The following is a 26,531-nucleotide window of genomic DNA, read 5'->3' on the forward strand; positions in this document are numbered from 1 at the left end:
GAGTCAGCCATTGCGCGTCAACCTCCGCTGCAGCTGGAGGAACGCGGTGTAGTTGGCGACCACCTCCACCGGTCCCGGCGGGCAAGACTCGATGGCCGCCACTGTGTCGTGCACCAGGGTGTGCTGCACGCCCGCGTAGCCCAGGCGCACCGCCAGGTCGGTGCCGCGCTCACCGGCGGCCACCACCGGGGTCGTTTTGAACACCTCGGCGAAATGTTCGAAGCGCACATCCCACAGCCAGGACAGATCCTCGCCGTCGGGCACTTGTCCGTTGACGGAGATGACCACTCCGGCGGCACGTTCGTCCACCATCGACAGCGCTTCCTGCCAGCCGGCCGGGTTCTTGGCCAGCAGGATCCGTGCTTGGTGGCGGCCGAGAGCGAAGCTGCGGTAACGGCCGGCGACCTCGTCGACCTCGGCGACCGCGGCCACTGCCAACGCCGGATCCGCGCCCAACGCGACGGCGGCCGCGACCGCTTGGGTGGCGTTTCCCCGGTTGACCGCGCCGGGCAGCGCCAGCCGCATCGGCAGCGCCAGCCCGTCCGGCCCGTACACGGCTTCGTCATCGAACCACCACTGTGGGCTGGGCCGTTTGAAATCGGCGCCGGTGGAGTACCAGTGCCCGGGTTCGCGAACGATGACCTCGCCGCTGCGCGGGCAGCTCACCGAGTCGTTCGACCAGGAACCGCTGGCGGCCACCCACACCACGTTGGGGCTGTCATAGGCCGCTGAGGTCATCAGGACGTCGTCACAGTTGGCCACCACCACCGCGTTCGGGTGGCGGGCCAGGCCGGCCCGCAGGGTGCGTTCGATCACGTTGATCTCACCGACCCGGTCCAGCTGATCCCGGGACAAGTTCAGGAGCACCAGGACCGCCGGCTCGACGGCGTCCGATACGCGCGGGACGTGCATCTCGTCGACTTCCAGCGCCGCGAGTCCGGCACGACGGTCGGCGGCCAGCGCGGCCACCAGGCCGGCGTCCATGTTGGCGCCCTCGGCGTTGGTGGCGACGGCGCCAAGGGTGCTCAGGGCGGCCGCGGTCATCCGGGTGGTCGTCGATTTGCCGTTGGTGCCGGTGATGACGACGGTGCGCCGACCGCTCGCGAGCTGGCGCAACACCGAGCGGTCCAGGGTCATTGCGACCAGGCCGCCGATCATCGCACCGGCTCCGCGACCGGTGACTCGAGACGCCCAACGCGCGCTCGAACCTGCGGCGAGGGCTAGCCGGGCACGGGCGGTTATCACCCGGGCAGTTTAAGGGCGATCGCAACCTTGGCGCTGGGGGCCGAGTGCAGCGGGTCGTGGCCAAGTAACGGGCCGTCCCCAAGTTGAGGCCGACACGAGGCGCAACGACGCCGGTGATGTCGGCCCGACGTGCCATTCTCATCGTGTGAGCCAGAACTGGGGACGGCCGGCCAGCCACCCGGGTGAGGGTTGGGCCGTCGTCGATGTCGAGACCTCGGGATTTCGGCCGGGGCAGGCCCGGGTCATCAGCGTCGCCGCGCTTGGGCTGGACTCTGCCGGCAATGTCGAGCATTCCGTGGTCAGCCTGCTCAATCCCGGGGTGGATCCCGGCCCGACCCACGTGCACGGTCTGACCGCGGCGATGCTCGAAGAGCAGCCCCAGTTCGCCGACGTTGTCGGTGATCTGACCGAGCTACTGCGCGGCCGCACGCTGGTGGCCCACAATGTCGCGTTCGACTACTCGTTTTTGGCCGCTGAGGCTGAAATCGCAGATGCCGAGCTGCCGGTCGATTCCGTCATGTGCACGGTCGAGCTGGCCCGGCGGCTGGAACTCGGAATCGACAACCTCAAGCTGGAGACGCTGGCCGCACATTGGGGCGTGACCCAGGAACGGCCGCACGACGCTTTCGACGACGCGCTGGTCTTGAGCGGGATCCTGGCGCCGGCGCTGCAACGGGCGCGCGAACGCGACGTTTGGTTGCCGATTCATCCGGTCACCCGGCGCCGGTGGCCCAATGGCCGGGTGACCCACGACGAACTGCGGCCGCTCAAGGCGCTGGCCTCCCGGATGCCCTGCCCATACCTCAACCCGGGCCGCTACGTCTGCGACCGGCCGCTGGTCCAGGGCATGCGGATAGCGCTGGCCGCCGAGGTGGGCCGAACCCATGAGGAGCTCGTCGAACGGATCCTGCATGCCGGCCTGGCCTACAGCGATGGCGTCGACCGGGAGACGTCGCTGGTGGTGTGCAACGAAGACGCCCCCGAGCAGGGCAAGGGCTACCAGGCCCGGCAGCTGGGTGTGCCCGTGCTTACCGACACGCAGTTCATGGATCGGGTTGGCTGCGTGCTCGGCGGCACCAGCGCCGAGAAATTCACCGACCACACCCTGGTCGAAGAACAGTTCGCGCTGTTCTGAGGCCCACACCCTTGTACCACTACGGATGTAGTGATATGGTCGCGCCATGAGTACCACTACATCCGTAGTGCGCAAATCGTCTTGGCAGAGCGCCTACCGTCGTCACGGCTATTTCTTCCGCCAGGCGGCCATGCTGACCATCTCGCTCGGGTTCGCGTTGCACGTGTATCGGGTGATCTTCGGAGACGAGCTCACCCTGAAATACGTGGCGACCGTGACCACGGACCGGATCCTGATGATCCCGATGACGTATGCGGCCATCACCGGCATCCTGGTGTGGCCCCGGGTGCGGTTCGCCAATGGGCGACATCGGGCCTTCTTCACCGCATCGATCGTCTACATCGCCGGTAGCGTGCCGCTGCACATCTACATGTCCTATGTGGTCCGGGATCTGTCCATCGTCAGCTGGTTTCCCATGTGGTTCAGCTACCTGCTGTTGATCGCGGTGTACCCGGCATTCCTGACGATGTTCTGGCGGTTGCGCTACAAAGACTGATGCCGCCGAATCCGCAACGCCGTGCCCAGATCCTCGACGCCGCGATCGACATCCTTGCCGACGTCGGTGTTGGGGGGCTTACGCATCGGCAGGTGGACGATCGCGCGGATCTGCCCGCCGGCACCACATCGAACTACTTCCGCACGCGTCAGGCCCTGCTCGAAGCCACGGCATCGCGCACCGTCGATCTGCATTGGCAGCGAGTGCAGGTGCTGCGGTCCGCGGTCGGGTCGTTGTCCCGAGACGGCGTCAAGGCGTTGATGACGAAGATGCTCACCGACCCCGATGAACAGTTCCGCCGCAACACCCTGGCGAGGTTCGAGCTGTTCATGGAGGGCACGAGACGGCCCGAGCTGCAGCCGTTCCTGGTGGAGTTGCAGCATGCCGCGGTGAAGTCGGCAACCCTGATCTTCGAGGCCGCGGGCTTTGCCCCGACGCCCGAGCGGATGGATCAGTTGAGCCGATTGCTCAACGGCTACGTATTCAGCCACCTCACCCTGCCCGGCGACGACGACCCGGCCGCACTGGTCGACCGGCTGCTACCCGCGTTCTTCGACGCTTAGCGCGACGCCCGGTTGATCGCCGACACGACGGCCCGCAGTGACGCGGTGGTGATCGACGGCGCGATGCCCACGCCCCACACCGTCTTGCCGGCCACGGAGGCCTCCACGTACGCCGCCGCCTGAGCGTCGTCGCCGGCGCTCATCGCGTGCTCGGAGTAGTCCAACACGGCCACGTCGAACCCGACGGTGCCCAGCGCGTGAACGAACGCGGCCAGCGGACCGTTGCCCGAGCCACTGATCTCGGTCTCTTTGCCGTCGAGCTTGACGGTGGCGTCGATGCTGGTGGTGCCGCCATCTTTCTCGGCGGCAATGACGCGCTGTTTGATCCGTTCCAGCGGGCGCACCGGCGCCAGGTACTCCTCGGCGAACGCGTCCCACATCTCTTTGGGTGAGACCTCGCCCCCTTCGCCCGCGCTGCCCTCGGCGATCTCTTGGATCGCACACGAGAACTCGATCTGCAGCCGTCGTGGCAGGGCCAGGCCGTGGTCGGCCTTCATGATGTAGGCCACCCCACCCTTGCCGGACTGCGAGTTGACCCGGATCACCGCTTCGTAGGTGCGCCCGACGTCCTTGGGGTCGATGGGCAGATAGGGCACCTGCCACAGCATGTCGTCCATGTCGGAATCGGCGGCATCGGCATCGAACTTCATCGCGTCCAGGCCCTTGTTGATGGCGTCCTGGTGGCTGCCGGAGAACGCGGTGTAGACCAGGTCGCCGCCGTAGGGGTGACGTTCGGGCACCGGCAACTGGTTGCAGTACTCCACGGTGCGCCGGATCTCGTCGATGTTGGAGAAATCGATCTGCGGATCTACGCCGCGGGAGAACAGGTTCAGCGCCAGGGTCACCAGACACACATTGCCGGTGCGCTCGCCGTTGCCGAACAGACAACCCTCGATCCGGTCGGCGCCTGCGGCGAAGCCCAATTCGGCTGCGGCGACGGCGGTTCCGCGATCGTTGTGGGGATGCAGGCTCAGAATGACCGACTCCCGGTTGGCCAGGTTGCGGCTCATCCACTCGATCGAGTCGGCGTAGACGTTCGGAGTGGCCATCTCCACGGTGGCGGGCAGATTGAAGATGATCGGGTTTTCCGGGGTGGGCTGGATGACTTGGCCCACGGCGTCGCACACCTGTTTGGCGTATTCCAGCTCGGTGCCCGTGTAGGACTCCGGTGAGTACTCGAAGCGCCACCGGGTGTCGGGGTATTTGGCGGCTTCCTCGACGCATCTGCGGGCGCCCTCGGTCGCGATCGCCTGTACCGCGGCCCGGTCGGCGCGGAACACCACGCGGCGCTGCAGGATCGACGTCGAGTTGTAGAAGTGCACGATCACCTTCGACGCCCCAGCGCACGCCTCGAACGTGCGCTCGATCAGCTCGGGGCGGCACTGAGTCAGCACCTGGATGGTGACGTCGTCGGGAATGGCGCCTTCGGTGATGATCTCGCGGACGAAGTCGAAGTCGGTCTGGCTGGCCGAGGGAAAGCCGACCTCGATCTCCTTGTAGCCCATCCGAACCAGCAGGTCGAACATGCGCCGCTTGCGGGCCGGGCTCATCGGATCGATCAGCGCCTGGTTGCCGTCACGCAGGTCCACTGCGCACCACAGGGGAGCGCGGTCGATGACGCGGTCGGGCCAGGTGCGGTCGGCAACCCGGATGTGTTCGACTTCCTCGGCGAACGGCCGGTAGCGGTTGACCGGCATCGAGGAAGCTCGCTGGGGGTTCCAGACGGGTTGGCCCGGCGACGGTGGGCCGGCGGGTTTGACAATGGTGCGCGCCGAGGTAAAGGCGTCGGGACCAGGGGCTTGCGAAGAGTTTGTCACGGTAGTTGCTCCGGGGGTGGCGAGAAGGAACTTCAGACCGGCGCATCGCGAACACCCGCGACGGGAAGCCGGTCTGGATCAGGCCCCGTCGCGGCGTCCGAGGAGGAGCACCCTCTGCACGCAAAGAACTCTACCGCGATCGGTGCCTCGGACAAAAAGGCCCGGCAAGCATCACGAGAAATGCCCGTGAAGCGTCCTCGGTGGATCACGTAAAAATGCCCGCGAAACGGTCGATCCTTGGCAGGCATGGGAAGTGGGCTGTCGATGTCGTCTCGGGCCGAGATCACCGCGAAGTTCGCCAGGGGGTATGTGGGGGCGCCGAAGGCGGGCAAGGGGCAGATTCTGGATCAGGTGGTGGCGGTCACCGGCTGGTCGCGTGACAACGCCCGGCGGCGGTTGAGGGCGGCGGCCGCGCCGCCGGGAGCGGGTCGGCAGGTCGCCAAACGGATTTGCCGGCAACGCAATCCGAAGTACTCCTAGGATGCGCTCAAGGTGTTGCAGAAGGTGTGGGCGGCCTCAGGCGGGCAGTGCGGCCGGTATCTGGCCGCTTCCATGGCACTTCAGTTGGATGCTCTAGAACGCCACGGCGAACTGGTGGACGGCCGTGACCGTTACGGCCCGGCGGTGCGTGCCGAGCTGTTGGCGATGAGCAGCGCCACGATCGACCGCTACCTGCGCGGCGCCAAGGCCCGCGACCAGATCTCGGGTGTGTCGACGACGAAACCCTCCCGCTGCTGCGGTCCTCGATCACCATCTGCAAAGCAGGCGATGAGGCCGAAGAATCTCCGGGGTTCTTCGAAGGCGACACCGTGGCGCACTGCGGCCCGACACTGAAAGGTGAGTTCGCCCGCACGGTCAACCTCACCGACATGCACATCGGCTGGGTGTTCACCCGCACGGTGCGCAACAACGCCCACCCCCACATCCTGGGCGCCCTCAAAACCGGAATTACTAAAATCCCCTATAAGGTAACGGGTTTGGACTTCGACAACGGCACCGAATTCCTCAATAAGGCGGTCATCAAGTGGGCCGCGGACATGGAGATCTTCTTCACCCGCTCACGACCCTACAAGAAGAACGACCAGGCCACCATCGAGTCCAAAAACAACCACCTCGTGCGTCGCTACGGGTTCTACTACCGCTACGACACCGACGAAGAACGCGCCGTGCTCAACCGGCTGTGGCACCTGGTCAACGACCGGCTCAACTACCTGACCCCCACCATCAAACCCATCGGCTACGGCTGCAGCCGCGACGGTCACCGCCGCCGGCTCTACGACAAGCCCCAGACCCCCCTGGACCGGCTGCTGGCCGCCGGAGTCCTCTCAGCGGCCCAACAAACAGAGCTGCTCACCTACCGCAACAGCCTCAACCCCGCCGCGATCGCCCACCAGATCGCCGACCTGCAAGCCGCCCTGCTCAGACTCGCCAAAGACAAGACCGAACAGCTCTACCTCGCCGCCATACCCGCCGCTCTACCCGCCCTCAAAGCCGGCATCCGCATCAAAAGCAAGACCACCAGCTGACCCCGATTTCGCGGGCATTCCTTACGTGATGCATGAACCAGGTTTCGCAGGCATCTTGACTCGATGCATCACGAGGCCCAAGGGCAAACCACCGTTGGGCCGTCCGGGTCCGGCGCAAAGCGGCGATCGGCAACCCGGACCGCGACCCGGACGGTAAACCGGACCGCAAACCGGACGGCGAACCGGACGGCAAACCGGACGGGAATGTCGTCGCTGTCGATCGCGGACCTTGGCTCCCGCCGTCGACTGAATGCGTTTCCGCGCTGAGGATTCGGAAGGCTAATGGAGCCCGGGTGCGCTCGGTGAAAACATCAATACCGTTGTGGTTTAACGGAAAACTGTCGGGGTGGCCTGGCTCCGCGGCGGACGCCGCCATAAATGAGAAAGGCCATTCTGTCAATTCTCTGGCGTTGATACTCAGCAACTTTCAAGTATTCGAGAGTAGAGTGCGCTGCCGCACAGCAGTGCCCTGCATGAGAGTGGAATCACACCAGGTTAGATGGGTTATTTGACGTACGCTTAACGCGATCGGCCGCCAGAGAATCGGACATGGGCTTCTCGGACTTGATCATCCGCTATCGCACCTTCACTTCTCAGCTAGGGGTATCGCTCATGCAGCTTGGCGCGACATTATCGTCGACCGATAATGCCAATGGAATTCAGCTAGCCAAATTCAACTCCGATGATGTGCTGCCAATGAATTTCGCGCCTCCGATTGGTCCGGAACTGGTATCGCCTGAAGAACTTCCCGCCGCCTGGGCGTACAAGCGCTTCCGTGATCTGGAGGAGAAAGAGTCCTACCGCAGCACGCTTTTGGCGGAACTCACCAAAGCCTTCGAGATTCTGAGCCCGCAGGACGCCGCCACCGCAACCGCAGGGCTGCAGGACCTCTTGGGGCAAATGGCAGAGCAGGGCGCGGTAGTCCTCGCCGACATCGTCGAATCGGACGCCTTCCTGGAATTGGTTGCACGCTACGACGAAATCATGGCGCAGGAGGGCAGCGGTAGCTTCATCCACCGCTTCGTGGACCTGCGGGGAACCGTAGGGCTTCTGACCGATCCTGAGGTCAACAACCCGATGGTGCACCCGTTGATGATCACGCTCATCTCCTACGCGGTCGGCGGTCCGATCCGGATGGTTGATGCACGTGCCAAGGACGCGGAGCCGTTGTCCGTCCTGGCGCAGGACAACATGCTGCACATCGACAACACGCCGTTCAATGACGAGTACAAGATCATCGTCACCTGGCGCCGCGGAACTGCAAAGGGGCCGGCCGGGCAGAACTTCACCTTCCTGCCTGGCACCCATCAACTCGCCCGCACCTGCTTTGTCAACGAGGCCGGGGAACCGTGGTCCAGCGAAAATGCGTCGATCTTCACCACCACCGAGAGGATCAGGCGGGTATTCGACGCGCAGATGCAGTTGCGGGACCCAGACCGCCCGGTCGTCATCGAGGTCAGTGATTCCGAACGGCCGCTGAGCACCGTGTTCGCCGCCGGTTCCCTGGTGCACCACCGGTTCCGCACCGCCTCCGGAAATGCGCGCAGCTGCATCATCATGGCCTTCCACCGCGTGGCCGATAACCCCGGCCGGCTGGTCAGCGATGTCGAAGACACGCCCAGTGCCTCGCTGAGCGAACTGTTGACCAGCGGTGTCCCCGATGAGTCCTACCAGCAGCGCTTCATTACCACCCTGTGCGCTGCCGCCGGCCAAATCGCCGAACTGCTCGCCAAGTGGAAGAGCACTCCAGAGCGTCCGGTGCCGCTGCCGCTGCAGGAAAGGCAGATCGATGGTCGGCGGTTCGAGGAGTGGATTTCCGCATCCACCGAGGCTCCGCCCGTCCAAGAGATCCGCAACCGCGAACAGCCCATCCCCTACGGTGAGGTGTTGTCATCGGAGGAATTCTTCGATCTGGTGTGGCGACTGATGCGCTTTGACAAGCATGGTCCGCTGGATCTGATTCTTTACCACGACAACCGCGAGGAACCGCGCAAGTGGGCGCGAAACCTGATTCGTGAGATGTCGGCGGACCGGTTGCGCGAGCGGTTGTCGGGCTGGAGTGCCGATCTGGGACACCACCGTCCGGCCGACTGCCTGCGCCCGCTCCAGGTGCACGCCTTGGTCTCCGAGGTGCTGCGGACGCTACCGCTGGATGGAAACCAGACGCCTCCGGCCGACTGGGACAACGACATGCTGGGCATGAGTCCGGCCGCCGCCGCGCGCTCGGTGCGACAACTCCTCGAGGACATTGCCGAGGCCGTGCTGCGGTGCGAGGACATGCCGGCCTACCTCTCGACCAGCCTGTTCGCGTTCTGGATCGTGGACTCCGCCTACAGTTTGGACGGTCGGCGCAACCTGGTGGTCCAGGACTGCACCCGTCGCCTGCTGCGGGACTACGTCATGCTGGCGCTGACCGCGATGCCCGATGCTCCGGTTGCCTGATCCCCGCTAGACGACATCCGTGTCGGGGGAATGGACCAGCAGTTCGGTTGGGATCGGCCGATCGTCGGATGGCGACGGCCGGCCCACCCGGCTGTGGGCCGCCCACAGCGCGGCATAGCGTCCGCCGGCAGCCAGTAGCTCGACGTGGGTGCCGTCCTCGACAATGGTTCCCTGCTCGAGAACCACGATCCGATCTACGAATTCGGCAATTACCAACTCGTGGGCAATGATCAACGTGGTCCGGTCGGCTGCCAGGCCAAGGGTCGCCCAGTGCACCAAGGCCTCGGTAGCGGGGTCCAGGGCGACGGTGGCCTCGTCGAGCAGCAAGATGTCGGAATCGACCAGCCGCGCCCGAGCCAACGCCAGCAACTGCAGCTGGCCGGCGGACAGATTCCGGCCACCGGCGGCCACCCCATGCTGGTACCCGCCATCGAGCGCGGCGATCATGGGGTGCGCACCCACCTCGCGAGCGGCCCGTTCGACCTGCGCGTCGGTGGCATCGGGACGCCCGTATGCGATGGCATCACGGACCGTCCCGGCAAATAGGTAGGGTTCCTGCGCCACGATGCTGAGCCGGCTGCGGTAGCCATCGATATCGAATTCCCGCAAGTCGCAACCATCGACGCGGATGATTCCGTCCGTCGGGTCGTAGAACCTGGACACCAACTTCATCAGGGTCGATTTCCCCGACCCGGTGGAGCCGACGAACACCACCGTTTGACCGGCGGGAATCCGCAGATTGATCCCGGCCAATGCGGGCGCATCCCGGGTCGGGTACCGGAAGTGAACGGCGTCGAACTCGATCGCACCGCGCAGCGTCCCCACCGGCGCCGCCGTCGGCGAAAATGCGGTCGGTGTGTTCAGCAGCGACCGGATCCGCCCGACGGCCACCGCCGCACGCTGGTACTCGTCAAACATTTGGGACAGCTTGTCGACCGGCGCGAACAACAATTCGACATAGAGCAGGTAGGTCACCAGCGCGCCGACCGAGAGCACACCCGCCTGTACGTCGCGTCCCCCTTCGAACAGCACCAGTGTCGTTGCCAGGCCGCAGGTTAACGGTACGAGCGGGAAATACAGCGCCAGCAGCCGTTGACTACGGACGCGAAGGCGTCGGTAGTCGTCGCTGTGCGCGAAATATGTTTGAAATCCCATGTATTCGGCACGGTAGGCCTGTGCGATTCGCAGCCCTGCGGAGTACTCCCGCAGGGTGGCGGTCACGGTCCCAAGCCGCTGCCGCGCCTGCCGGTAGATCCAGCTCGACGCCCGGCGGAATTGCCAGGTCGCCAGGCCCAGCATTGGCAAGGTGGCGAAGATGAGCAACGCCAACTTGGCGTTGATGGCCAGCAGTGCCGCCAGAATGCCCACCGCCGTCACCAGGCTGACGATGGCGATGACCAGGCCCGTGCGCAGGAACGCCACAATGGCGTCTACGTCGGCGGTGACCGCGGTAATGATCTGGGAATCACCGTCGTCTTCGAAGGCGTCTAGGTCCAGACGCTGCGCATGGGCAAAGACCAGGGAGCGCAATCGGAACAGCGCTTTCTCCCCGGCGGTTCCGGCGACCACGGCGCTGCCCCACTGTGCGACCAGGCGGATGGCCACGATGGCGGTGCCGGCCAGTGCCGCCCACCACAACGCTGTCAGCATGTGCTGACGGATGCCGACATCGATACCGTGCCTGATGAGCAGGGGCGGCAACAAGCCCGCACCGGTCTCGAGGGCTACCAGCAACAGGCTCACGATCAGTGGCCCGCGGAAGTCGTGCAGCAGCCGGCGCAACAGGTCGGGCTTGGGCGAGTGGTCGCTGGGTTCGGTCGCGTCAGCGGCGACTTCGATGGCCTCCGGTTCCGATTCCGGCCCGGGCGCACCGTCTTCGAACGCGAGATTCCGCAGGGGATCTGTTGCGGGCGAAAGTAGTTCGCGATAACGCGAACAGCTTCCCCATAGCTGTTCCGGGGTGCCGATATCGAGCAGATGCCCGGAATCGAGCACCGCGACGCGGTCGGCCAAGGACAGCATGGAGCGGCGGCGGGTGAAGATGACCGCGGTCCGGTCCGCCAGGACCTCTCGCAACACGTCCTGGATCGAAGCTTCGATGACCGCGTCCACGGCCGAGGTCGGCTCGTCCATGATCAACAATCGGGGGTTGCCAACCAGCGCTCGGGCCAGCGCGATGCGTTGCCGCTGCCCGCCGGACAGCGTCAATCCCTGCGCTCCGACCGGCGTCGCGTAGCCGTCCGGCAACGTGTTCACGAACTCATCGATATGCGCCGCCCGGGCCGCGGCGGTGATCTGCTCCAGCGTCACGTTCGACCGGCCGTAGGAGATGTTTTCACCGATAGTTCCGGAAAACAGGATGGCCTGTTCGGGTACCAGGCCGATAGCCGAGCGCAACGAATCGAGAGTCAGGTCGCGCACATCCTGGCCGCCGACGCGGACCGCTCCCGCGGTGACGTCGTAGCAGCGCATCGCCAGCAGCGCCAAGGTGGATTTGCCGCTGCCTGGCGGGCCGACCACGGCAAGGGTTTCCCCGGGCCGAATTGAGAGGTCTATGCCGCGCAGGACGGGGTGTTCGGCCGCATAGCCGAGCGACGCGTGCTCGAAGGCGAGGGATACCGGAGTCGACGAGGGCAGCTGCTTGGTGCCATCGACCAGAGTCGGCCGGCTGTCGATGAGTTCGAACACGCGCATGGCGCCCGTCCGCGCCTGCTGCGCGATGGTGAGCATCCCGGCCAGGTCGCACGCCGGGCGCGACACCAGGGTCAGGCAAGACCAGAAGGCAACGAAGGTGCCCACCGTGATCGTGCCCTGTGCCGCCATCCATCCGCCGACCGCGAGGACCGCCATCTGCCCGAAGGCGGGCAGGCTTTGTAGCAGCGGGCCGAAGTATGCGTTGAGTCGGGCTACCCGCACGCGTGCTGCATAGAGCGCGCGGCCGGCGGTGGTGAGTTTCACCGTCTCCTGGGACTGCTGCCCGAAGGCCTTGACTACATGAATCCCGCTGACCGCGGCGTCGACCACGCCGGTGACCGCGGCATTGCGTTCTTGCGCAGTCTCGGTGGCTACCGCCAGCAGGCGGCGGCTGCGGTGCGCGCCTAGGGCGTGTCTGCTTAATGTGAATGGTGTTTTGGCTGATGCTGTTTGGGTGATGCGGACGCATGCGATTTCTGATGATTTGTGGTCGCTGATCGTGGCGGTGTTGCCTGCGGGGCGGCGGCGTGGCCGGCCGTGGAACGATCATCGACGTACTCTGGAGGGCATTATCTGGCGTTACCGTACGGGATCTCCGTGGTGTGACCTGCCCGAGCACTTCGGTCCCTGGCAATCGGTGGCCGAGAGGCATCTACGCTGGTCGGTCGATGGCATCTACGCGCGGATCTTCGCGGCGATCGCCTCTGACCTCGACGCCGAGGACGCCGACCTGGGCGCACTGTTGTCGGTCGATTCGACCAGTGTGCGCGCCCACCGACACGCAGCCGGAGCGCGCTCCGGGCGCCGCACAGGGGGATCTGTCGAATTACAAGAAATATCTCGATGAGCCCGATGACCACGCCATTGGGCGTTCCCGCGGCGGGCTGACTACCAAGATCCACGCCTTGACCGACCAGCTGTGCAGTCCGGTCACCCTGGCACTGTCGGCCGGTCAAGCCGGTGATAATCCGATGCTTTGGCCATTGCTGGCCGCCCGGTGCAGCAACTCATACGCCCCGTTTCACCTGCTGGCGGACAAGGCGTACTCCTATGACTCGACGCGGGCACAGCTGCGCCGGCTCAAGATCGCCCATACCATCCCCGAGCGCAGCGACCAGATCACCCGCCGCAAAGCCAAAGGCCGCAACAGAGGACGGCCTCCGGGGTTCTCAGGCCGAATCTACAAGCACCGCAACACCGTCGAGCGAAGCTTCAACCGGCTCAAACACTGGCGCGCGGTCGCCACCTGCTACGACAAATACGCCCTGACCTACCTCGGCGGTGTCACCCTGGCCGCCATCATCACCTACCACCGCGTCCGCAATTAGCAGACAGGACCTAGGCCGATCAGCGGTACAAGTAGCACCACGAGCAAAGCCAGCGGTAGCGATAGCCAAGCCATGACCGCGAGGCAGAGCAGCAGCGTAAGCAGATGCCGGATCACATTGGGCAGGTCGAACAGCAGCGTCTGCACCAGTTCCAGGTCATTGGTGGTCCGGACGATGAGCTGGCCGCTGTTCCAGCGGTCCTGCTGCCGGCCGTCCCAGCGCATCAGTGTCGCAAACGCGTCCACGCGGAGGTCATGCTGCACCAAATGGGCGATTCGACCGCCGTAATGCCGGCGCACGAAGGTCATGAGGTAGATCGCAACGGCAGCGGCAACCAGCACCAGAGCCCACGGCGCTAGAGGTCGATGATCCGGCGCGATCGCATTGTCTATGACGCGTTTGGTGACCAGCGGAACCATGACCGTGATCGCGGTGCCGACCACCGACGCGAACAATCCCAGCAGCAGGTCACGCCGGTACCGGAGAACGTATTGGGACAACCGTCCCCACCAGTTCGTCCGCATCCCGCCACAGCCCTTTCCCGCGAACCCGGACGACCGCCAGCCCAAATGCGCTGGTGGCCGCCGCAGGCATTCTCCCACGCTGCCCGGATCACCTGCACATCTGCGAAATTTGTCCGGGCGCGCCACCCGGGACGAGTGAACTTGGCCTCGCTTCGTGATGAACCCCGCCGGCTGCTGGCCACCAGCGGGCGGCGTACCTGTGTCTTCGGGTGATGCCCAGCGCGGGCCGCCCTCGACGGTCCAACCGTGGCCCCGCGGCATCGAAATTAATTGAGATGCGCCGACCCGTATCCTGTTGTGGACTTATACCACTAGTGGTGGTTAAGCAGCTTCGGTATGGGAAGGGAAACAGTGGCGCTCGTCGTGCAGAAGTACGGCGGATCCTCGGTGGGCAATGCCGAACGGATTCGCCGCGTCGCCGAACGCATTGTCGAAACCAAGAAGCAGGGCAACGATGTCGTCGTCGTGGTCTCTGCGATGGGCGACACCACCGACGACCTGATGGACCTGGCGCTGCAGGTGTGTCCGGTACCGCCGCCGCGTGAGCTCGACATGCTGCTGACCGCGGGTGAGCGCATCTCCAACGCGCTGGTAGCGATGGCGATCGAATCACTGGGTGCGCATGCGCGGTCCTTCACGGGTTCACAAGCCGGCGTGATCACGACCGGCACCCACGGCAACGCGAAGATCATCGAGGTCACACCGGGACGGCTGCAGGCCGCGCTCGACGAAGGCCGGATCGTGCTGGTCGCCGGCTTCCAGGGGGTGAGCCAAGACAGCAAGGACGTCACCACCTTGGGCCGCGGCGGATCGGACACCACCGCGGTCGCGCTGGCCGCCGCGCTGGGCGCTGACGTCTGTGAGATCTACACCGACGTGGACGGCATCTTCAGCGCGGACCCGCGCATCGTGCACAACGCCCGCAAGCTGGACACCGTCACTTTCGAGGAAATGCTCGAGATGGCGGCCTGCGGCGCCAAGGTGTTGATGCTGCGCTGTGTGGAATACGCGCGCCGGCACAATATTCCGGTGCACGTCCGCTCTTCTTATTCGGACAAACCGGGCACCCTCGTTGTCGGATCGATCAAGGACACACCTATGGAAGACCCCATCCTGACCGGCGTCGCGCACGACCGCAGCGAGGCCAAGGTGACCATCGTCGGGATACCCGACATCCCGGGCTATGCGGCCAAGGTCTTCCGGGCCGTCGCCGAGGCCGACGTGAACATCGACATGGTGTTGCAGAACGTGTCCAAGGTGGAGGACGGCAGGACCGACATCACCTTCACCTGTTCGCGAGACAGTGGCCCCACGGCGGTGGCCAAGCTGGACTTGCTCAAAGACGAAGTCGGCTTCACCCAACTGCTCTACGACGACCACATCGGCAAGCTGTCGCTGATCGGCGCGGGCATGCGCAGCCATCCCGGCGTCACCGCGACGTTCTGTGAGGCGTTGGCGGCGGTCGGCGTGAACATCGAGCTGATCTCCACCTCCGAGATCCGGATCTCGGTGCTGTGCCGCGACACCGAGCTGGACAAGGCGGTTGTCGCCCTGCATGAGGCGTTCGGTCTCGGCGGGGAGGAGACGGCCACGGTCTACGCGGGGATGGGGCGCTGAGATGGGTGCCACCGGCTTGTCGATAGGGATAGTGGGGGCCACCGGCCAGGTCGGTCAGGTCATGCGTGCGCTGCTCGATGAGCGCGACTTTCCGGCGACCTCCGTCCGGTTCTTCGCATCCGCTCGGTCGCAGGGCCGCAAGCTGCCCTTCCGCGGCCAGGAGATCGAGGTCGAAGACGCCGAGACCGCCGACCCCAGTGGGCTGGACATCGCGCTGTTCTCGGCCGGCGGGGCCATGTCGAAGGTGCAGGCGCCGCGGTTCGCCGCCGCCGGCGTGACGGTGATCGACAACTCGTCGGCCTGGCGTAAAGACCCCGACGTGCCGTTGGTGGTGTCGGAGGTCAACTTCGAGCGCGATGTCGCCAACCGCGCTCGGCCTCTCACGAAGGGCATCATCGCCAACCCGAACTGCACCACGATGGCGGCGATGCCGGTGCTCAAGGTGCTGCACGACGAGGCTGGGCTGGTCCGCATCGTGGTCTCGTCGTATCAAGCCGTGTCCGGTAGCGGGGTGGCGGGCGTCGAGGAACTGGCGACCCAGGTGCGCGAGGTTATCAACGGCGCCGAGCAATTGGTGCACGACGGTGCGGCCCTGCAGTTCACGGCGCCGGTGAAGTATGTGGCGCCGATCGCGTTCAATGTGGTGCCACTGGCCGGATCGTTGGTGGACGACGGCTCCGGCGAGACCGACGAGGACCAGAAGCTGCGCTTCGAGAGCCGCAAGATTCTCGGAATTCCCGACTTGTTGGTGAGCGGTACCTGCGTGCGGGTACCGGTGTTCACCGGACACTCGTTGTCGATCAATGCCGAATTCGAGCGGCCGCTCTCGCCGGAGCGGGCGCGCGAACTTCTCGATGGGGCCCCGGGCGTCAAAGTCGTCGACGTGCCGACGCCGTTGGCCGCGGCAGGAGTCGACGAGTCGCTGGTCGGTCGCATCCGCCAAGACCCGGGTGTGCCGGACGGGCGCGGCCTGGCGCTGTTCGTGTCGGGGGACAACCTGCGCAAGGGGGCGGCGCTGAACACCATCCAGATCGCCGAACTGCTGGCCGCTGACCGGTGACCTAAGGGTGAGCTCCGCCCTGGTAGTGCGGTGCTCCCTGCTTGTCGTGCTGGTTATCGTTGCCTCGCAATGTGTTTGGACCGCACACGCCGATCCGCCGGCGCCGGGGCCCGCGCCGATTCTGCCGCCGTTGGTGCCCGGCCAAGTGTTGCGCATGGGGCCGACCGCCGGCACCGGAACGCCGACCGGGGACTACGGCATTGGCGCCACCGATCTGTGCGAGTTCGTCGAATTCCCCACCGAGCTGTTGCAGGTGTGCGGCGATAGCTTCGCCGGCCAAGGTGTCGGGTTCGGCGGCTGGTACTCGCCGATCGCATTGCGGGTCGACACCGCGTCCGTCGATGACCCGGCCGGGGTGCGCTACACCGGCGTCACGGGCATCGGCAGCCCGCTGCTTGCCGATCCCACACCTGCCGGCAACTCGCAGTTGCCCGCCGGAGTGGTGCAGATCAACCGGCACAACTACCTGATGGTGACCACGACCAAAGACCTGGAGCCGCAGAGTTCGAGGCTGGTGTTGGCGGTGCCGGAGCGTGCGGGCTGGCAGACCATCGCGGGCACCCAGCGCGCGGCCCGGTATCAGGACGGGTCACAGACTCAGATCAGCGGGTACTACGACCCCATTCCCACCCCCGATTCGCCCGGCGGCTGGGTGTACATCGTGGCCGACAATTTCACCCGGAGAGATCCGGTGCTGCTGTATCGGGCGACGCCGCAGACCTTCATCGACCGGTCCAAGTGGCAAGGCTGGGCCGGCGGGCCCGGCGGCGGTTGGAACAAGCCGCCGACACCGCTCTGGCCCGATCAGGTCGGCGAAATGAGCATTCGGCAGATCGATGGCATGACCGTGTTGTCGTATTTCAACGCGACCACTCTCAACATGGAAGTGCGAGTGGCCGCCAATCCGACGTTGCTGGGCGATGCGCCGGTCACGACGGTGGTGCAGCACGACGAGTGGCCGGAACCCGCGGAGAGTCTGCCGCCGCCATTCGACAACCGGCTCGCCCATGCCTACGGCGGCTACATCTCGCCCGGCTCCACCCTCGACGAGCTGCGGATAGTCGTCAGCCAGTGGGACACCCGCGCGCGGATGAGTGGGCCGTATCGGGTGATCCAATTCGCGGTGAACCCGTTCAAGCCCTGAGTTCGCCGAGGTCACGGGGTGTTAGTAGGCCCTTTAGGCCCAATCCTGGGCGCCGCGGATCAACGGTCGCGGCACGGCTCATAGCTGCTACATAAGTAGTGCATAGCCGCCACTATTGTTTCCTTAGGCATCATTCGTGTCATGAGTGAAACGTCCGAAAATTCTGCCGCACCAACTTCGACCGTGGTCGCGCCGCCGCCACCACCGCAGCACCAGACTCCCAAGGTCTTCAAGGCCGCGGCGTGGGTGGCCATCGTTGCCGGGATCGTGTTCATTGTCTCGGTGATCTTCTTCACCGGATTCCGACTCGGTATGCACAGCGGTCACGGTGGTTTCCACCGCGGCCACCACCACAAGCACCACCCCGCGATGATGCTGCGCCCGGGAATGCACCACGGCGGAGCCCCGGCGGTCAGCCCCGGTTCCGGCCCAGGTGGGCCCGGCGAGGTCCCGACCTCGGTTGCGCCTTCCACCACACCAGGGCGCTAGACGACACCTTGACCCGGTAGCCCGGCGCTCGGCTCCCGAGCTCCGGGCTACATCAATTCATGGCAACTTTGCGGCTCGGACTCTTTACGGTTCCTGCAGGTTGAGCAATATTCGAAGGATGAGTGAAACATCCGAACCCGCAACTCCGCCGCCTGCGGTCGCTGCCGCTGCGCCACCCCCACCGCCGCCGGTGGAAAAGGTGCCCGCCCTCTACCGGGTCGCGGCGTGGGTCGTCATCGTCGCGGGAATCACCTTCATCGCCTCGACCCTGTTCTTCGCCGGCGCCCTGGTCTTCGGGCACGGCGCCTGCCATCACCATCGCCACCACCATCACGGCATGTTCAAGCCCGGCGGTAGCGGTGGTCCCGGTGGTCCCGGTGGTCCCGGCGGTCCCGGCGGCCCCGGCGGGATGTTCTTTCTGCCCGGTCCGCCTCCTCCGGGGATGGGGCCCGGGATGGGGCCGGGCATGGGTCCGGGCATGGGGCCCGGGATGAGCCCCGGCCCGCACGGGGGCGCCACCGGCCCCGTCCAAACACCGAGCGCACCCGCTCCCAGCACCCCACCAGCTCGCCCCTAGCGCCGCGCCGCCCGGTGATTCGGGCGCCAGAAATTGGGTATGGGTAACTAGGTGCCGGTACTGCGCGCCGTGCCAGGTGATAGCTGGCAGCGGTATCGGCCGATGTCCCATGGCTTTTCTTTTCGCCGACCAGCCCAACAGCCCAATCACGCAAGGAGGTGCCGAAATGGCGGAACGCTACACCACCACCGACGCCGGCAATCCCGCGCCCAGTGACGACCAATCGCTGACCATCGGCCCCGACGGACCGATCCTGCTGCAGGATCACTACCTGATCGAACAGATGGCGATGTTCAACCGGGAACGCATCCCGGAACGCCAGCCACACGCCAAAGGTGGCGGCGCGCACGGCCACTCCGAGGTGACCCACGATGTCAGCAAGTACACCCGGGCGGCGGTGTTCGCGCCAGGTGCCAAGACGGACACGCTGATCCGCTTCTCCACCGTCGCCGGCGAGCGCGGCAGCCCGGACACCTGGCGGGACCCGCGTGGCTTCGCGTTGAAGTTCTATACCCCCGAGGGAAACTTCGACATGGTCGGCAACAACACGCCGGTCTTCTTCATGCGCGACCCGCTGAAATTCCAGCACTTCATCCGGTCTCAAAAACGGTTGCAGGCGAGCAACGTGCGCGACCACAACATGCAATGGGACTTCTGGAGCCTGTCGCCGGAGTCCGCGCACCAGGTGACCTGGCTGATGGGTGATCGGGGGATTCCCAAGAGCTGGCGCCACATGAACGGCTACAGCAGCCACACCTACAGCTGGATCAATGCCGCCGACGAGATCTTCTGGGTGAAGTACCACTTCATCACCGATCAGGGCATCGACTTCCTCACCCAAGCGGACGCCGACCGGCTGGCCGGTGAGGACGGCGACTACCACCAGCGCGACCTCTACGAAGCGATCGAGCGCGGTGACTTTCCCAGTTGGACCCTCAAGATGCAGATCATGGGGTTCGAAGAGGCCAAGAGCTACCGGTTCAATCCCTTCGATCTGACCAAGGTCTGGCCACACAGCGACTATCCGTTGATCGATGTCGGCAAGTTGACCTTGGACCGCAACGTCACCGACTACCACACCGAGATCGAGCAAGCGGCGTTCGAGCCCAACAACATCGTGCCCGGTACCGGGCTGAGCCCGGACAAGATGCTCTTGGCCCGCGGGTTCTCCTACTCCGACGCGCACCGGGCCCGGTTGGGCACCAATTACCGCCAGATCCCGGTGAATTCGCCGATAGTGCAGGTGAATAGCTACTCCAAGGATGGCGCGATGCGGGTGCGCAACGCGTCGGATCCAGTATACGCGCCCAACTCTTACGGTGGCCCGCAGGCCGATCCGGCCCGCGCCGCGGAGGTGCGCTGGCACACCGACGGGCAGATGATGCGCGCCGCGTACACGCCGCACCCCGAAGACGACGACTGGGGCCAGGCCGGCACCATGGTCCGCGAAGTTCTTGACGATTCAGCGCGGGATCGGTTGGCCAGCAACATCATCGGACATGTCTGCAAGGGTGTGAAGGAGTCGGTGCTCTCGCGTGTCTTCGAGTATTGGCGCAATGTCGACCCCGATCTGGGCAAGGCGGTTGAGGAAGGGGTGCGGGCCAACTCCAGTTGAGCGCGGCCTCGCCTGGCATGATCGGCCTCATGGCCAGTCCGACCCCCTTGCGCCCCGCGACGGCGGCAGCGCTGCTCGGGCTGGGAGTGGCTGCCTCGTTGGTGGCTTCGCCTGCGCTGGCCAACCCGTCGGATCCGGGCGTGGTGTCTTACGCGGTCCTCGGCAAGGGGTCGGTGGGCAATATCGTCGGCGCTCCGATGGGGTGGGAGTCGGTTTTCACTGAGCCGTTCCAGGCGTATTCGGTTGACCTACCGGTGTGCAATAACTGGGCTGACATCGGGCTACCCGAGGTATTCGACGATCCCGACCTGGCCTCGTTCAACGGGGCTACCACGCAGACCTCTGCCACCGACCAGACTCACTACGTCAAGCAGGCGGTCGGTGTATTCGCCACCGCCGATGCCGCGAGCCGGGCGTTCCATCGCGTCGTCGACCGAACCGTGGGTTGTTCGGGGCAGACCACCGCAATGCATCTGGACAACGGCACCACCCAGGTTTGGTCGTTCGACGGTCCCGCGCCCACGGCTACCGACGCGGCGTGGACCAAGCAGGAAGCCGACACCGACCGGCGCTGTTTCAATCAAACTCGGCTGCGTGAAAATGTGTTGTTGCAGGCCAAAGTCTGCCAGTCTGGCAACGGCGGTCCCGCGGTCAACGTGCTGGCCGGGGCAATGCAGAACACCCTGGGCCAGTAATCCCCACGAATGTGGGTACCCGTCTGACCCGTGCAACCAAGACGTGCGGGAATATGTCGGGACGGTCTGGAAGATGACCTGGAAGATGGCATGTGGCGGTTATCGTTGCCGATAGCCGCGCAGCATCCGGCCCGGAGGGATCGTGATATGATGTTCGCCCCCAGTCCTGCGGCGACGTCGCAGCTGGACAGCTCCCGTGCGGCCGCCGCCGACATCGTCGGTTCGGCGGTCGCGGCGCAGTACATCGCCAATGGCTGCCTGGTCGACGGCCCCGTTGGGCGAGTCGGTTTGGAGATCGAAGCGCACTGCTACGACCCAGCCGATCCGCTTCGCCGCCCGAGCTGGGAAGAGATCGGCGACGTTCTCGAGGGGCTGGGCCAGCCGCCGGGTGGGAGTGCGGTAACCGTCGAACCCGGCGGGGCCGTGGAATTATCGGGTCCGCCGTGCGACGGCATCCTGGCCGCCATCGACGCGATGAACCGGGACCAAGCCGTGCTGCGGTCGGCCTTTGCCGACGCCGGGTTGGGCCTGGTCTGTCTGGGTGCGGACCCGATTCGTCCGACCATGCGGATCAATCCGGGCGCGCGCTACCAGGCCATGGAGCAGTTCTTCACCGCCAGCCAGTCCGGGATGGCCGGCGCCGCAATGATGACGTCGACCGCCTCCATCCAGGTCAACCTGGATGCCGGGCCGCTGTCGGGATGGGCGTCTCGGGTGCGATTGGCGCACGCCCTGGGACCCACGATGATCGCGATCGCCGCGAACTCGCCGATGCTGGGCGGCGAGTTCTCCGGCTGGAGATCAACCCGGCAGCGGGTGTGGGGGCAGATGGACGACGGCCTATGCGGGCCGATCCTCGGGGCCAGCGCGGACGATCCCGCCACCGACTGGGCGCACTACGCGCTCAAGGCGCCGGTGATGCTGGTGCACAATCCGGATGCCGTGGCGGTGACCCACCATGTGCCCTTCGCCGACTGGGTGGACGGTCGGGTCTTGCTGGGCGATCGGCGGCCGACCTACGCCGATCTCGACTACCACCTGACCACGCTGTTCCCGCCGGTGCGGCCACGCCAGTGGCTGGAGATCCGCTATCTGGACAGTCTTTCCAACGTGTTCTGGCCCGCCGTGGTGTTCACCCTGGTGACGCTGTTGGATGATTCCGGCGCCGCAGAGCTGGCCTTCGAGGCCGTCCAGCCGGTCGCCACCGAGTGGGACACGGCGGCGCGCGCGGGCCTGGGAGATCCGCGGCTGCATGCGGCGGCCAACCGGTGTGTGGCCATCGCCGCCGAACGGGCGCCGGCCGAGCTTGCCGACGCCCTGCAGTCGCTGCTGGCTTACGTGCAGCGGGGCCGCTGCCCCGGTGACGACTTTGGCGATCAGGTGACCGAGCATGGTGTCGCGCCGGCAATCGCGCGGCTGGCCCGAGGGGAACAGTGACCTCACGAGAAAGACTTGCCGAGGACCTGGATCGGGTCCGGACCCAAACGTTGCGGCTGGTCGATTTCGACGACGCCGAACTTCGTCGCCAGTATGACCCCCTGATGAGCCCGCTGGTGTGGGACGTGGCCCATATCGGTCAGCAGGAAGAGCTGTGGCTGCTACGTGAGGGCGACCCGGATCGGCCGGGGATGCTGCCGCGGGTGGTCGAGGGTCTCTACGACGCCTTCGTGCACAACCGGGCCAGTCGGGTCGAGCTTCCGCTGCTGTCCCCGGTGCAGGCGCACTCATATTGCCGGACGGTCCGCGCGGCCGTGCTGGATGCTCTCGACGCCCTGGACGGACAGGGCGATGACTTCACGTTCGGCATGGTGATCAGCCACGAAAGCCAACACAACGAGACGATGTTGCAGGCGCTGAATCTGCGATCCGGCCCGCCGTTGCTGGGGCAGACCCCCGCCTTGCCTCCCGGACGGGCGGGCCTGGCCGGAACGTCGGTAGAGGTCCCCGCCGGGCCGTTCGTGCTGGGTGTGGACGGTAGCGCCGAGCCGTACTCACTGGACAATGAGCGTCCCGCCCACCCGGTTGACGTTGCGGCGTTCCGGATCGGCCGGGTGCCGGTCACCAATGCCGAATGGCAGCACTTCATCGACGACGGCGGCTACCAGCAGTCGCGGTGGTGGTCATCGCGCGGCTGGGCGCACCGCCAGAGCGCCGGCCTGAGCGCGCCGCAATTCTGGAACGCCGATGGGCGAACCCGAACCCGATTCGGCTACCAGGAAGACATCCCGGCCGATGAGCCGGTGCAGCATGTCACCTACTTCGAGGCCGAGGCCTACGCGGCCTGGGCCGGAGCCCGGCTACCCACCGAGATCGAGTGGGAGAAGGCGTGCGCGTGGGACCCGGTGACCAATTCGCGCCGCCGCTATCCGTGGGGGGACTCCGCGGGGCCGGTCGGCAACTTCGCCGCCCACGCCAACCTGGGTGCCACGGCGTTGCGGCCGGCACCGGTCGGTGCGTATCCGGCCGGCGCTTCGGCGTACGGAGCCGAGCAGATGCTCGGTGATGTCTGGGAATGGACCGCGTCGCCGCTGCGGCCCTGGCCGGGCTTCGCCCCGATGATCTACCAGCGCTACTCGCAGCCGTTCTTCGACGGTGACTATCGGGTGCTGCGTGGTGGATCTTGGGCGGTCGAGCCGGCCATCCTGCGACCCAGCTTCCGGAACTGGGACCATCCGTATCGACGCCAGATCTTCGCGGGCGTTCGGTTGGCGTGGTCCATTGAGGATGCCGCCTGATGTGTCGTCATCTCGGTTGGCTCGGCAGCGAGGTCACGCTTTCCTCGCTGATGCTGGATCCGCCTTACGGTCTGCGGGTGCAGTCGTATGCGCCGCGCCGCCAGAAACACTGCTTGATGAACGCCGACGGCTGGGGTGCCGGCTTCTTCGACAGCGGTTACGACGACCCCGCGCCCCGGCGCTGGCGTAGCCCGGCTCCGCTGTGGGGTGATGCGTCCTTTGATTCGGTGGCACCGGCATTGCGCAGCGCGTGCGTGGTGGCCGCGGTGCGTTCCGCAACCGTCGGAATGCCAATCGACATCAGCGCGACCGCCCCATTCACCGACGGCCGCTGGCTGTTGTCGCACAACGGCATCGTCGACCGGGCCGTGTTACCGCGCAGCGACTCAGCCGAATCGGTATGTGACAGCGCATTGCTCGCGGCGGCCATCTTCGAGCGCGGTCTGGATGCGCTGGGCGACACGATCCGCGAGATCGGGGCCGCCGATCCAGGTGCCCGGCTTAATGTGCTGGCCGCGAACGGGTCTCGCTTGCTTGCCACTACCTGGAACGAAACCCTTTCCATCCTGCGTCGCCCCGATGGGGTGGTGGTGGCCAGTGAGCCCTATGACAACGACACCGACTGGGAAGATGTGCCGGACCGGCACCTGGTCGAGGTCACCGCGGAAGGGGTTACCTTGACCGCATTGGAGCCCACGAAAGGAACGCGATGACGCTGTCGCTATCCAACCACCTGGCCGAGGACTCGGTCTATCTCGCGTTGCGTCGCGACGTGTTCGACGGGCTGCAGAAGAGCCCAAAGTCGCTGCCGCCCAAATGGTTCTATGATGCCGTCGGCAGTGAGCTGTTCGATCAGATCACCCGATTGCCGGAGTACTATCCGACCCGCGCCGAGGCGCAGATTCTGCGTGCCCGGTCGGCCGACATCGCGGCAGCCAGCTCGGCCGACACCCTGGTCGAGCTCGGCAGCGGTACTTCGGAAAAGACGCGGCTGTTGTTGAACGCGCTACGAGACCGCGGCCTGCTGCAAAGATTCGTTCCCTTCGATGTCGACGAAAGTGTGTTGTCGGCGGCCGCAAGCGCGATTCAAAGCGAATATGCCGGCATCGAAATCAACGCCGTCTGCGGTGATTTCGAGGAACACCTGGCCGAGATCCCGACCGGCGGGCGTCGGCTGTTCGTCTTCTTGGGCTCGACGATCGGCAACCTCACGCCCGGGCCCCGAGCGGAGTTCCTGGCCGGCCTGGCCGCGGTGATGCGGCCCGGAGACAGTCTGTTGCTGGGCACCGACCTGGTCAAGGACACCGACCGGCTGATCCGCGCGTATGACGATGCCGCGGGAGTGACGGCGCGGTTCAACCGCAACGTGCTCGCCGTGGTCAACCGAGAACTCGATGCGGACTTCAACGTGGACGCATACCAGCACATCGCCCGCTGGAACAGCGTGGAGGAGCGCATCGAGATGTGGCTGCGGGCCGAGGGCCGGCAGCGGGTGCGGGTGCGTGCGTTGGGATTGACCGTCGATTTTGCTGCCGGTGAGGAGATGCTCACCGAGGTTTCCTGCAAGTTCCGGCCGGAAGGTGTCAGTGCCGAGCTGGACGCGGCTGGCCTGCGTCGCATCCAGTGGTGGACCGACGAGGCCGGCGACTTCGGACTGTCCCTGGCCACCAAGTGACCGACACGCTGGCCGACCGGTGGCGGGCGGCACGTCCTCCGGCGGCGGGACTGCACTTGGACAGTGCCGCCTGCTCGCGGCAAAGTCTCGAGCTGCTGCAGGCCGTCGCCGCCCATGGTCTACACGAGGCGGAGGTCGGTGGATACGTGGCCGCCGAGGCCGCCGCACCCGTGCTTGATGCGGGGCGCGCCGCGGTTGCGACCTTGTGTGGCGTGCCTGACGCGCGGGTGGTGTTCACCACCGGCTCGCTGCACGCACTGGATCTGCTGTTGGGCAGCTGGCCGCGGGAGAGCCGGACGCTGGCCTGCCTGCCCGGCGAGTACGGTCCCAACCTGGCGGTCATGGCCGCGCACGGATTCGAGGTTCGCCTGCTGCCGACGCTGGACGGCGGCCGGCTCGCCCTCGACGATGCGGCCTACGAACTCGAGGAAAACCCAACGGAGCTGGTGCACCTGACGCCGGTGGCCAGCCACCGGGGCACCGTGCAGCCGCTGGCCATGATGGCCGAGCTCTGCCGCGAGCTGGGGCTGCCCCTGGTCGTCGATGCCGCTCAGGGGATGGGCCAGATAGATTGCGCCGTGGGCGCCGATGTCACGTATTCGTCGTCGCGCAAGTGGCTGGCCGGGCCGCGCGGTGTCGGAGTGCTGGCCATGCGCCCGGAGGTGCTGGATCGGTTGACGCCGCGCCTGGCGCACCCGGATTGGTCCCCGGATTCACCGTCCACGTCGGTCGCCCAGATCCTGGAGTTTGGCGAAGCCAATATTGCGGCGCGAGTTGGGTTTTCACTAGCGGTGGGGGAGCATCTGGAATATGGGCCGGCGTTGATCCGGGCCCGCCTGGCCGAGCTGGGCGCCGCGGCCCGTCGGGTGCTGGCGGACGTGGACGGCTGGCTGGTGGTCGAAGAGGTTGACGAGCCCAGCGCGATTACCACTTTGGCGCCAATCGACGGCGCCGACCCGGCGGCGGTGCGGGAGTGGCTACTCGAGCAGCGCCGGATCTTGACCACCTACGCCGGAATTGCGCGGGCGCCGCAAGAGCTGACGGCCCCGGTGCTACGCATCTCGCCACACGTCGATACCACGGCCGAGGATCTGGAAAACTTCGCTGAAGCGCTGATCGAGGCTACCGCGGCGACCACCGCTACCTGACGTTGC

21 protein-coding genes and 3 pseudogenes are annotated in these 26,531 nt (G+C 65.9%); 20 read left to right on the top strand and 4 right to left on the bottom strand.

What is annotated here, in order from left to right:
* Positions 1–3: 3 nt before the first annotated feature.
* Positions 4–1,245, bottom strand: a complete 1,242-nt coding sequence (locus tag G6N41_RS04565) for a Mur ligase family protein (protein WP_198966719.1) — start codon at positions 1,243–1,245, stop codon at positions 4–6.
* 145 nt (positions 1,246–1,390) lie between these two features.
* Here G6N41_RS04565 and G6N41_RS04570 point away from each other — a divergent pair, with 145 nt between their 5' ends.
* From G6N41_RS04570 to G6N41_RS04580, 3 genes are read left to right on the top strand one after another with little or no spacing between them, the layout of a single operon-like run.
* On the top strand, positions 1,391–2,380 hold the full coding sequence (locus G6N41_RS04570) for a DEDDh family exonuclease (protein WP_020730954.1): 990 nt from the start codon (positions 1,391–1,393) through the stop codon (positions 2,378–2,380).
* Between the two features lie 46 nt (positions 2,381–2,426).
* Positions 2,427–2,876: a hypothetical protein gene (locus G6N41_RS04575; RefSeq protein ID WP_036456749.1), complete on the top strand. Its 450-nt coding sequence runs from the start codon at positions 2,427–2,429 to the stop codon at positions 2,874–2,876.
* A complete protein-coding gene (locus G6N41_RS04580; RefSeq protein WP_020730952.1) occupies positions 2,876–3,439 on the top strand; it encodes a TetR/AcrR family transcriptional regulator in 564 nt (187 codons plus the stop codon). The genes G6N41_RS04575 and G6N41_RS04580 overlap by 1 nt, the downstream gene beginning before the upstream one ends.
* On the opposite strand, the gene leuA is transcribed toward G6N41_RS04580, so the two are convergent.
* Positions 3,436–5,256, bottom strand: a complete 1,821-nt coding sequence (gene leuA, locus G6N41_RS04585; RefSeq protein ID WP_198966720.1) for a 2-isopropylmalate synthase — start codon at positions 5,254–5,256, stop codon at positions 3,436–3,438. The genes G6N41_RS04580 and leuA overlap by 4 nt on opposite strands.
* A 264-nt stretch (positions 5,257–5,520) precedes the next feature.
* Here leuA and G6N41_RS27995 point away from each other — a divergent pair, with 264 nt between their 5' ends.
* The 4 genes from G6N41_RS27995 to G6N41_RS04595 all read left to right on the top strand — a co-directional run bounded on the left by G6N41_RS27995 (position 5,521) and on the right by G6N41_RS04595 (position 9,224).
* A complete protein-coding gene (locus tag G6N41_RS27995; RefSeq protein WP_198968057.1) occupies positions 5,521–5,736 on the top strand; it encodes a hypothetical protein in 216 nt (71 codons plus the stop codon).
* A 72-nt stretch (positions 5,737–5,808) separates the two neighbouring features.
* Positions 5,809–6,090 (top strand): hypothetical protein, encoded by a 282-nt coding sequence (locus G6N41_RS28000; RefSeq protein WP_198965176.1) that lies wholly within the window; start codon positions 5,809–5,811, stop codon positions 6,088–6,090.
* A complete protein-coding gene (locus tag G6N41_RS28005; protein WP_231608822.1) occupies positions 6,066–6,782 on the top strand; it encodes a hypothetical protein in 717 nt (238 codons plus the stop codon). The genes G6N41_RS28000 and G6N41_RS28005 overlap by 25 nt, the downstream gene beginning before the upstream one ends.
* A gap of 612 nt (positions 6,783–7,394) precedes the next feature.
* Positions 7,395–9,224 carry a hypothetical protein gene (locus G6N41_RS04595; RefSeq protein ID WP_231608972.1) on the top strand — a complete coding sequence of 610 codons (1,830 nt, stop codon included), beginning with the start codon at positions 7,395–7,397 and terminating at the stop codon, positions 9,222–9,224.
* Positions 9,225–9,230: 6 nt separating this feature from the next.
* Here the strand turns inward: G6N41_RS04595 and G6N41_RS04600 are convergent.
* Positions 9,231–12,320, bottom strand: a pseudogene (locus G6N41_RS04600) (ABC transporter ATP-binding protein); the annotation flags it as partial.
* 52 nt (positions 12,321–12,372) lie between these two features.
* Here G6N41_RS04600 and G6N41_RS04605 point away from each other — a divergent pair.
* Positions 12,373–13,246, top strand: a pseudogene (locus G6N41_RS04605) (IS5 family transposase).
* 11 nt (positions 13,247–13,257) lie between these two features.
* Here G6N41_RS04605 and G6N41_RS04610 read toward each other — a convergent pair.
* Positions 13,258–13,770 (bottom strand): annotated as a pseudogene (locus G6N41_RS04610) (ABC transporter transmembrane domain-containing protein); the annotation flags it as partial.
* Between the two features lie 351 nt (positions 13,771–14,121).
* Between G6N41_RS04610 and G6N41_RS04615 the strand changes: the two are divergent.
* The 12 genes from G6N41_RS04615 (at position 14,122) to egtE (ending at position 26,525) form a co-directional block, all read left to right on the top strand.
* Complete coding sequence (locus G6N41_RS04615) at positions 14,122–15,387, top strand: aspartate kinase (protein WP_198967720.1); 1,266 nt, start codon at positions 14,122–14,124, stop codon at positions 15,385–15,387.
* 1 nt (position 15,388) lies between these two features.
* On the top strand, positions 15,389–16,447 hold the full coding sequence (locus tag G6N41_RS04620; protein WP_198966722.1) for an aspartate-semialdehyde dehydrogenase: 1,059 nt from the start codon (positions 15,389–15,391) through the stop codon (positions 16,445–16,447).
* Positions 16,448–16,454: 7 nt separating this feature from the next.
* Entirely contained in the window at positions 16,455–17,591 is a 1,137-nt protein-coding gene (locus G6N41_RS04625) for a DUF4185 domain-containing protein (RefSeq protein WP_198966723.1), read from the top strand.
* A 132-nt stretch (positions 17,592–17,723) separates the two neighbouring features.
* Positions 17,724–18,080, top strand: coding sequence for a hypothetical protein (locus G6N41_RS04630; protein WP_373145493.1), 357 nt, complete (start codon positions 17,724–17,726; stop codon positions 18,078–18,080).
* Positions 18,081–18,198: 118 nt separating this feature from the next.
* Entirely contained in the window at positions 18,199–18,657 is a 459-nt protein-coding gene (locus tag G6N41_RS04635; RefSeq protein ID WP_038581074.1) for a hypothetical protein, read from the top strand.
* A gap of 166 nt (positions 18,658–18,823) precedes the next feature.
* Positions 18,824–20,272 carry a catalase gene (locus G6N41_RS04640; protein WP_198966724.1) on the top strand — a complete coding sequence of 483 codons (1,449 nt, stop codon included), beginning with the start codon at positions 18,824–18,826 and terminating at the stop codon, positions 20,270–20,272.
* A gap of 47 nt (positions 20,273–20,319) precedes the next feature.
* The gene (locus G6N41_RS04645; protein ID WP_407663774.1) at positions 20,320–20,967 is read left to right on the top strand and encodes a sensor domain-containing protein; all 648 of its coding nucleotides are present in this window, start codon (positions 20,320–20,322) and stop codon (positions 20,965–20,967) included.
* Positions 20,968–21,114: 147 nt separating this feature from the next.
* Positions 21,115–22,404: an ergothioneine biosynthesis glutamate--cysteine ligase EgtA gene (egtA, locus tag G6N41_RS04650; protein WP_198966726.1), complete on the top strand. Its 1,290-nt coding sequence runs from the start codon at positions 21,115–21,117 to the stop codon at positions 22,402–22,404.
* Positions 22,401–23,702: an ergothioneine biosynthesis protein EgtB gene (gene egtB / locus G6N41_RS04655; RefSeq protein WP_198966727.1), complete on the top strand. Its 1,302-nt coding sequence runs from the start codon at positions 22,401–22,403 to the stop codon at positions 23,700–23,702. The genes egtA and egtB overlap by 4 nt, the downstream gene beginning before the upstream one ends.
* On the top strand, positions 23,702–24,415 hold the full coding sequence (egtC, locus tag G6N41_RS04660) for an ergothioneine biosynthesis protein EgtC (protein WP_198966728.1): 714 nt from the start codon (positions 23,702–23,704) through the stop codon (positions 24,413–24,415). The genes egtB and egtC overlap by 1 nt, the downstream gene beginning before the upstream one ends.
* Positions 24,412–25,377, top strand: coding sequence for an L-histidine N(alpha)-methyltransferase (gene egtD, locus G6N41_RS04665; RefSeq protein WP_012396724.1), 966 nt, complete (start codon positions 24,412–24,414; stop codon positions 25,375–25,377). Before egtC ends, egtD begins: the two co-directional genes overlap by 4 nt.
* Positions 25,374–26,525 carry an ergothioneine biosynthesis PLP-dependent enzyme EgtE gene (gene egtE, locus G6N41_RS04670; RefSeq protein ID WP_198966729.1) on the top strand — a complete coding sequence of 384 codons (1,152 nt, stop codon included), beginning with the start codon at positions 25,374–25,376 and terminating at the stop codon, positions 26,523–26,525. The genes egtD and egtE overlap by 4 nt, the downstream gene beginning before the upstream one ends.
* Positions 26,526–26,531 lie beyond the last annotated feature (6 nt).

The sequence above is a fragment of the Mycobacterium shottsii genome (genome assembly GCF_010728525.1).
In the GTDB taxonomy this organism is placed as follows: Bacteria; Actinomycetota; Actinomycetes; order Mycobacteriales; family Mycobacteriaceae; genus Mycobacterium; species Mycobacterium marinum.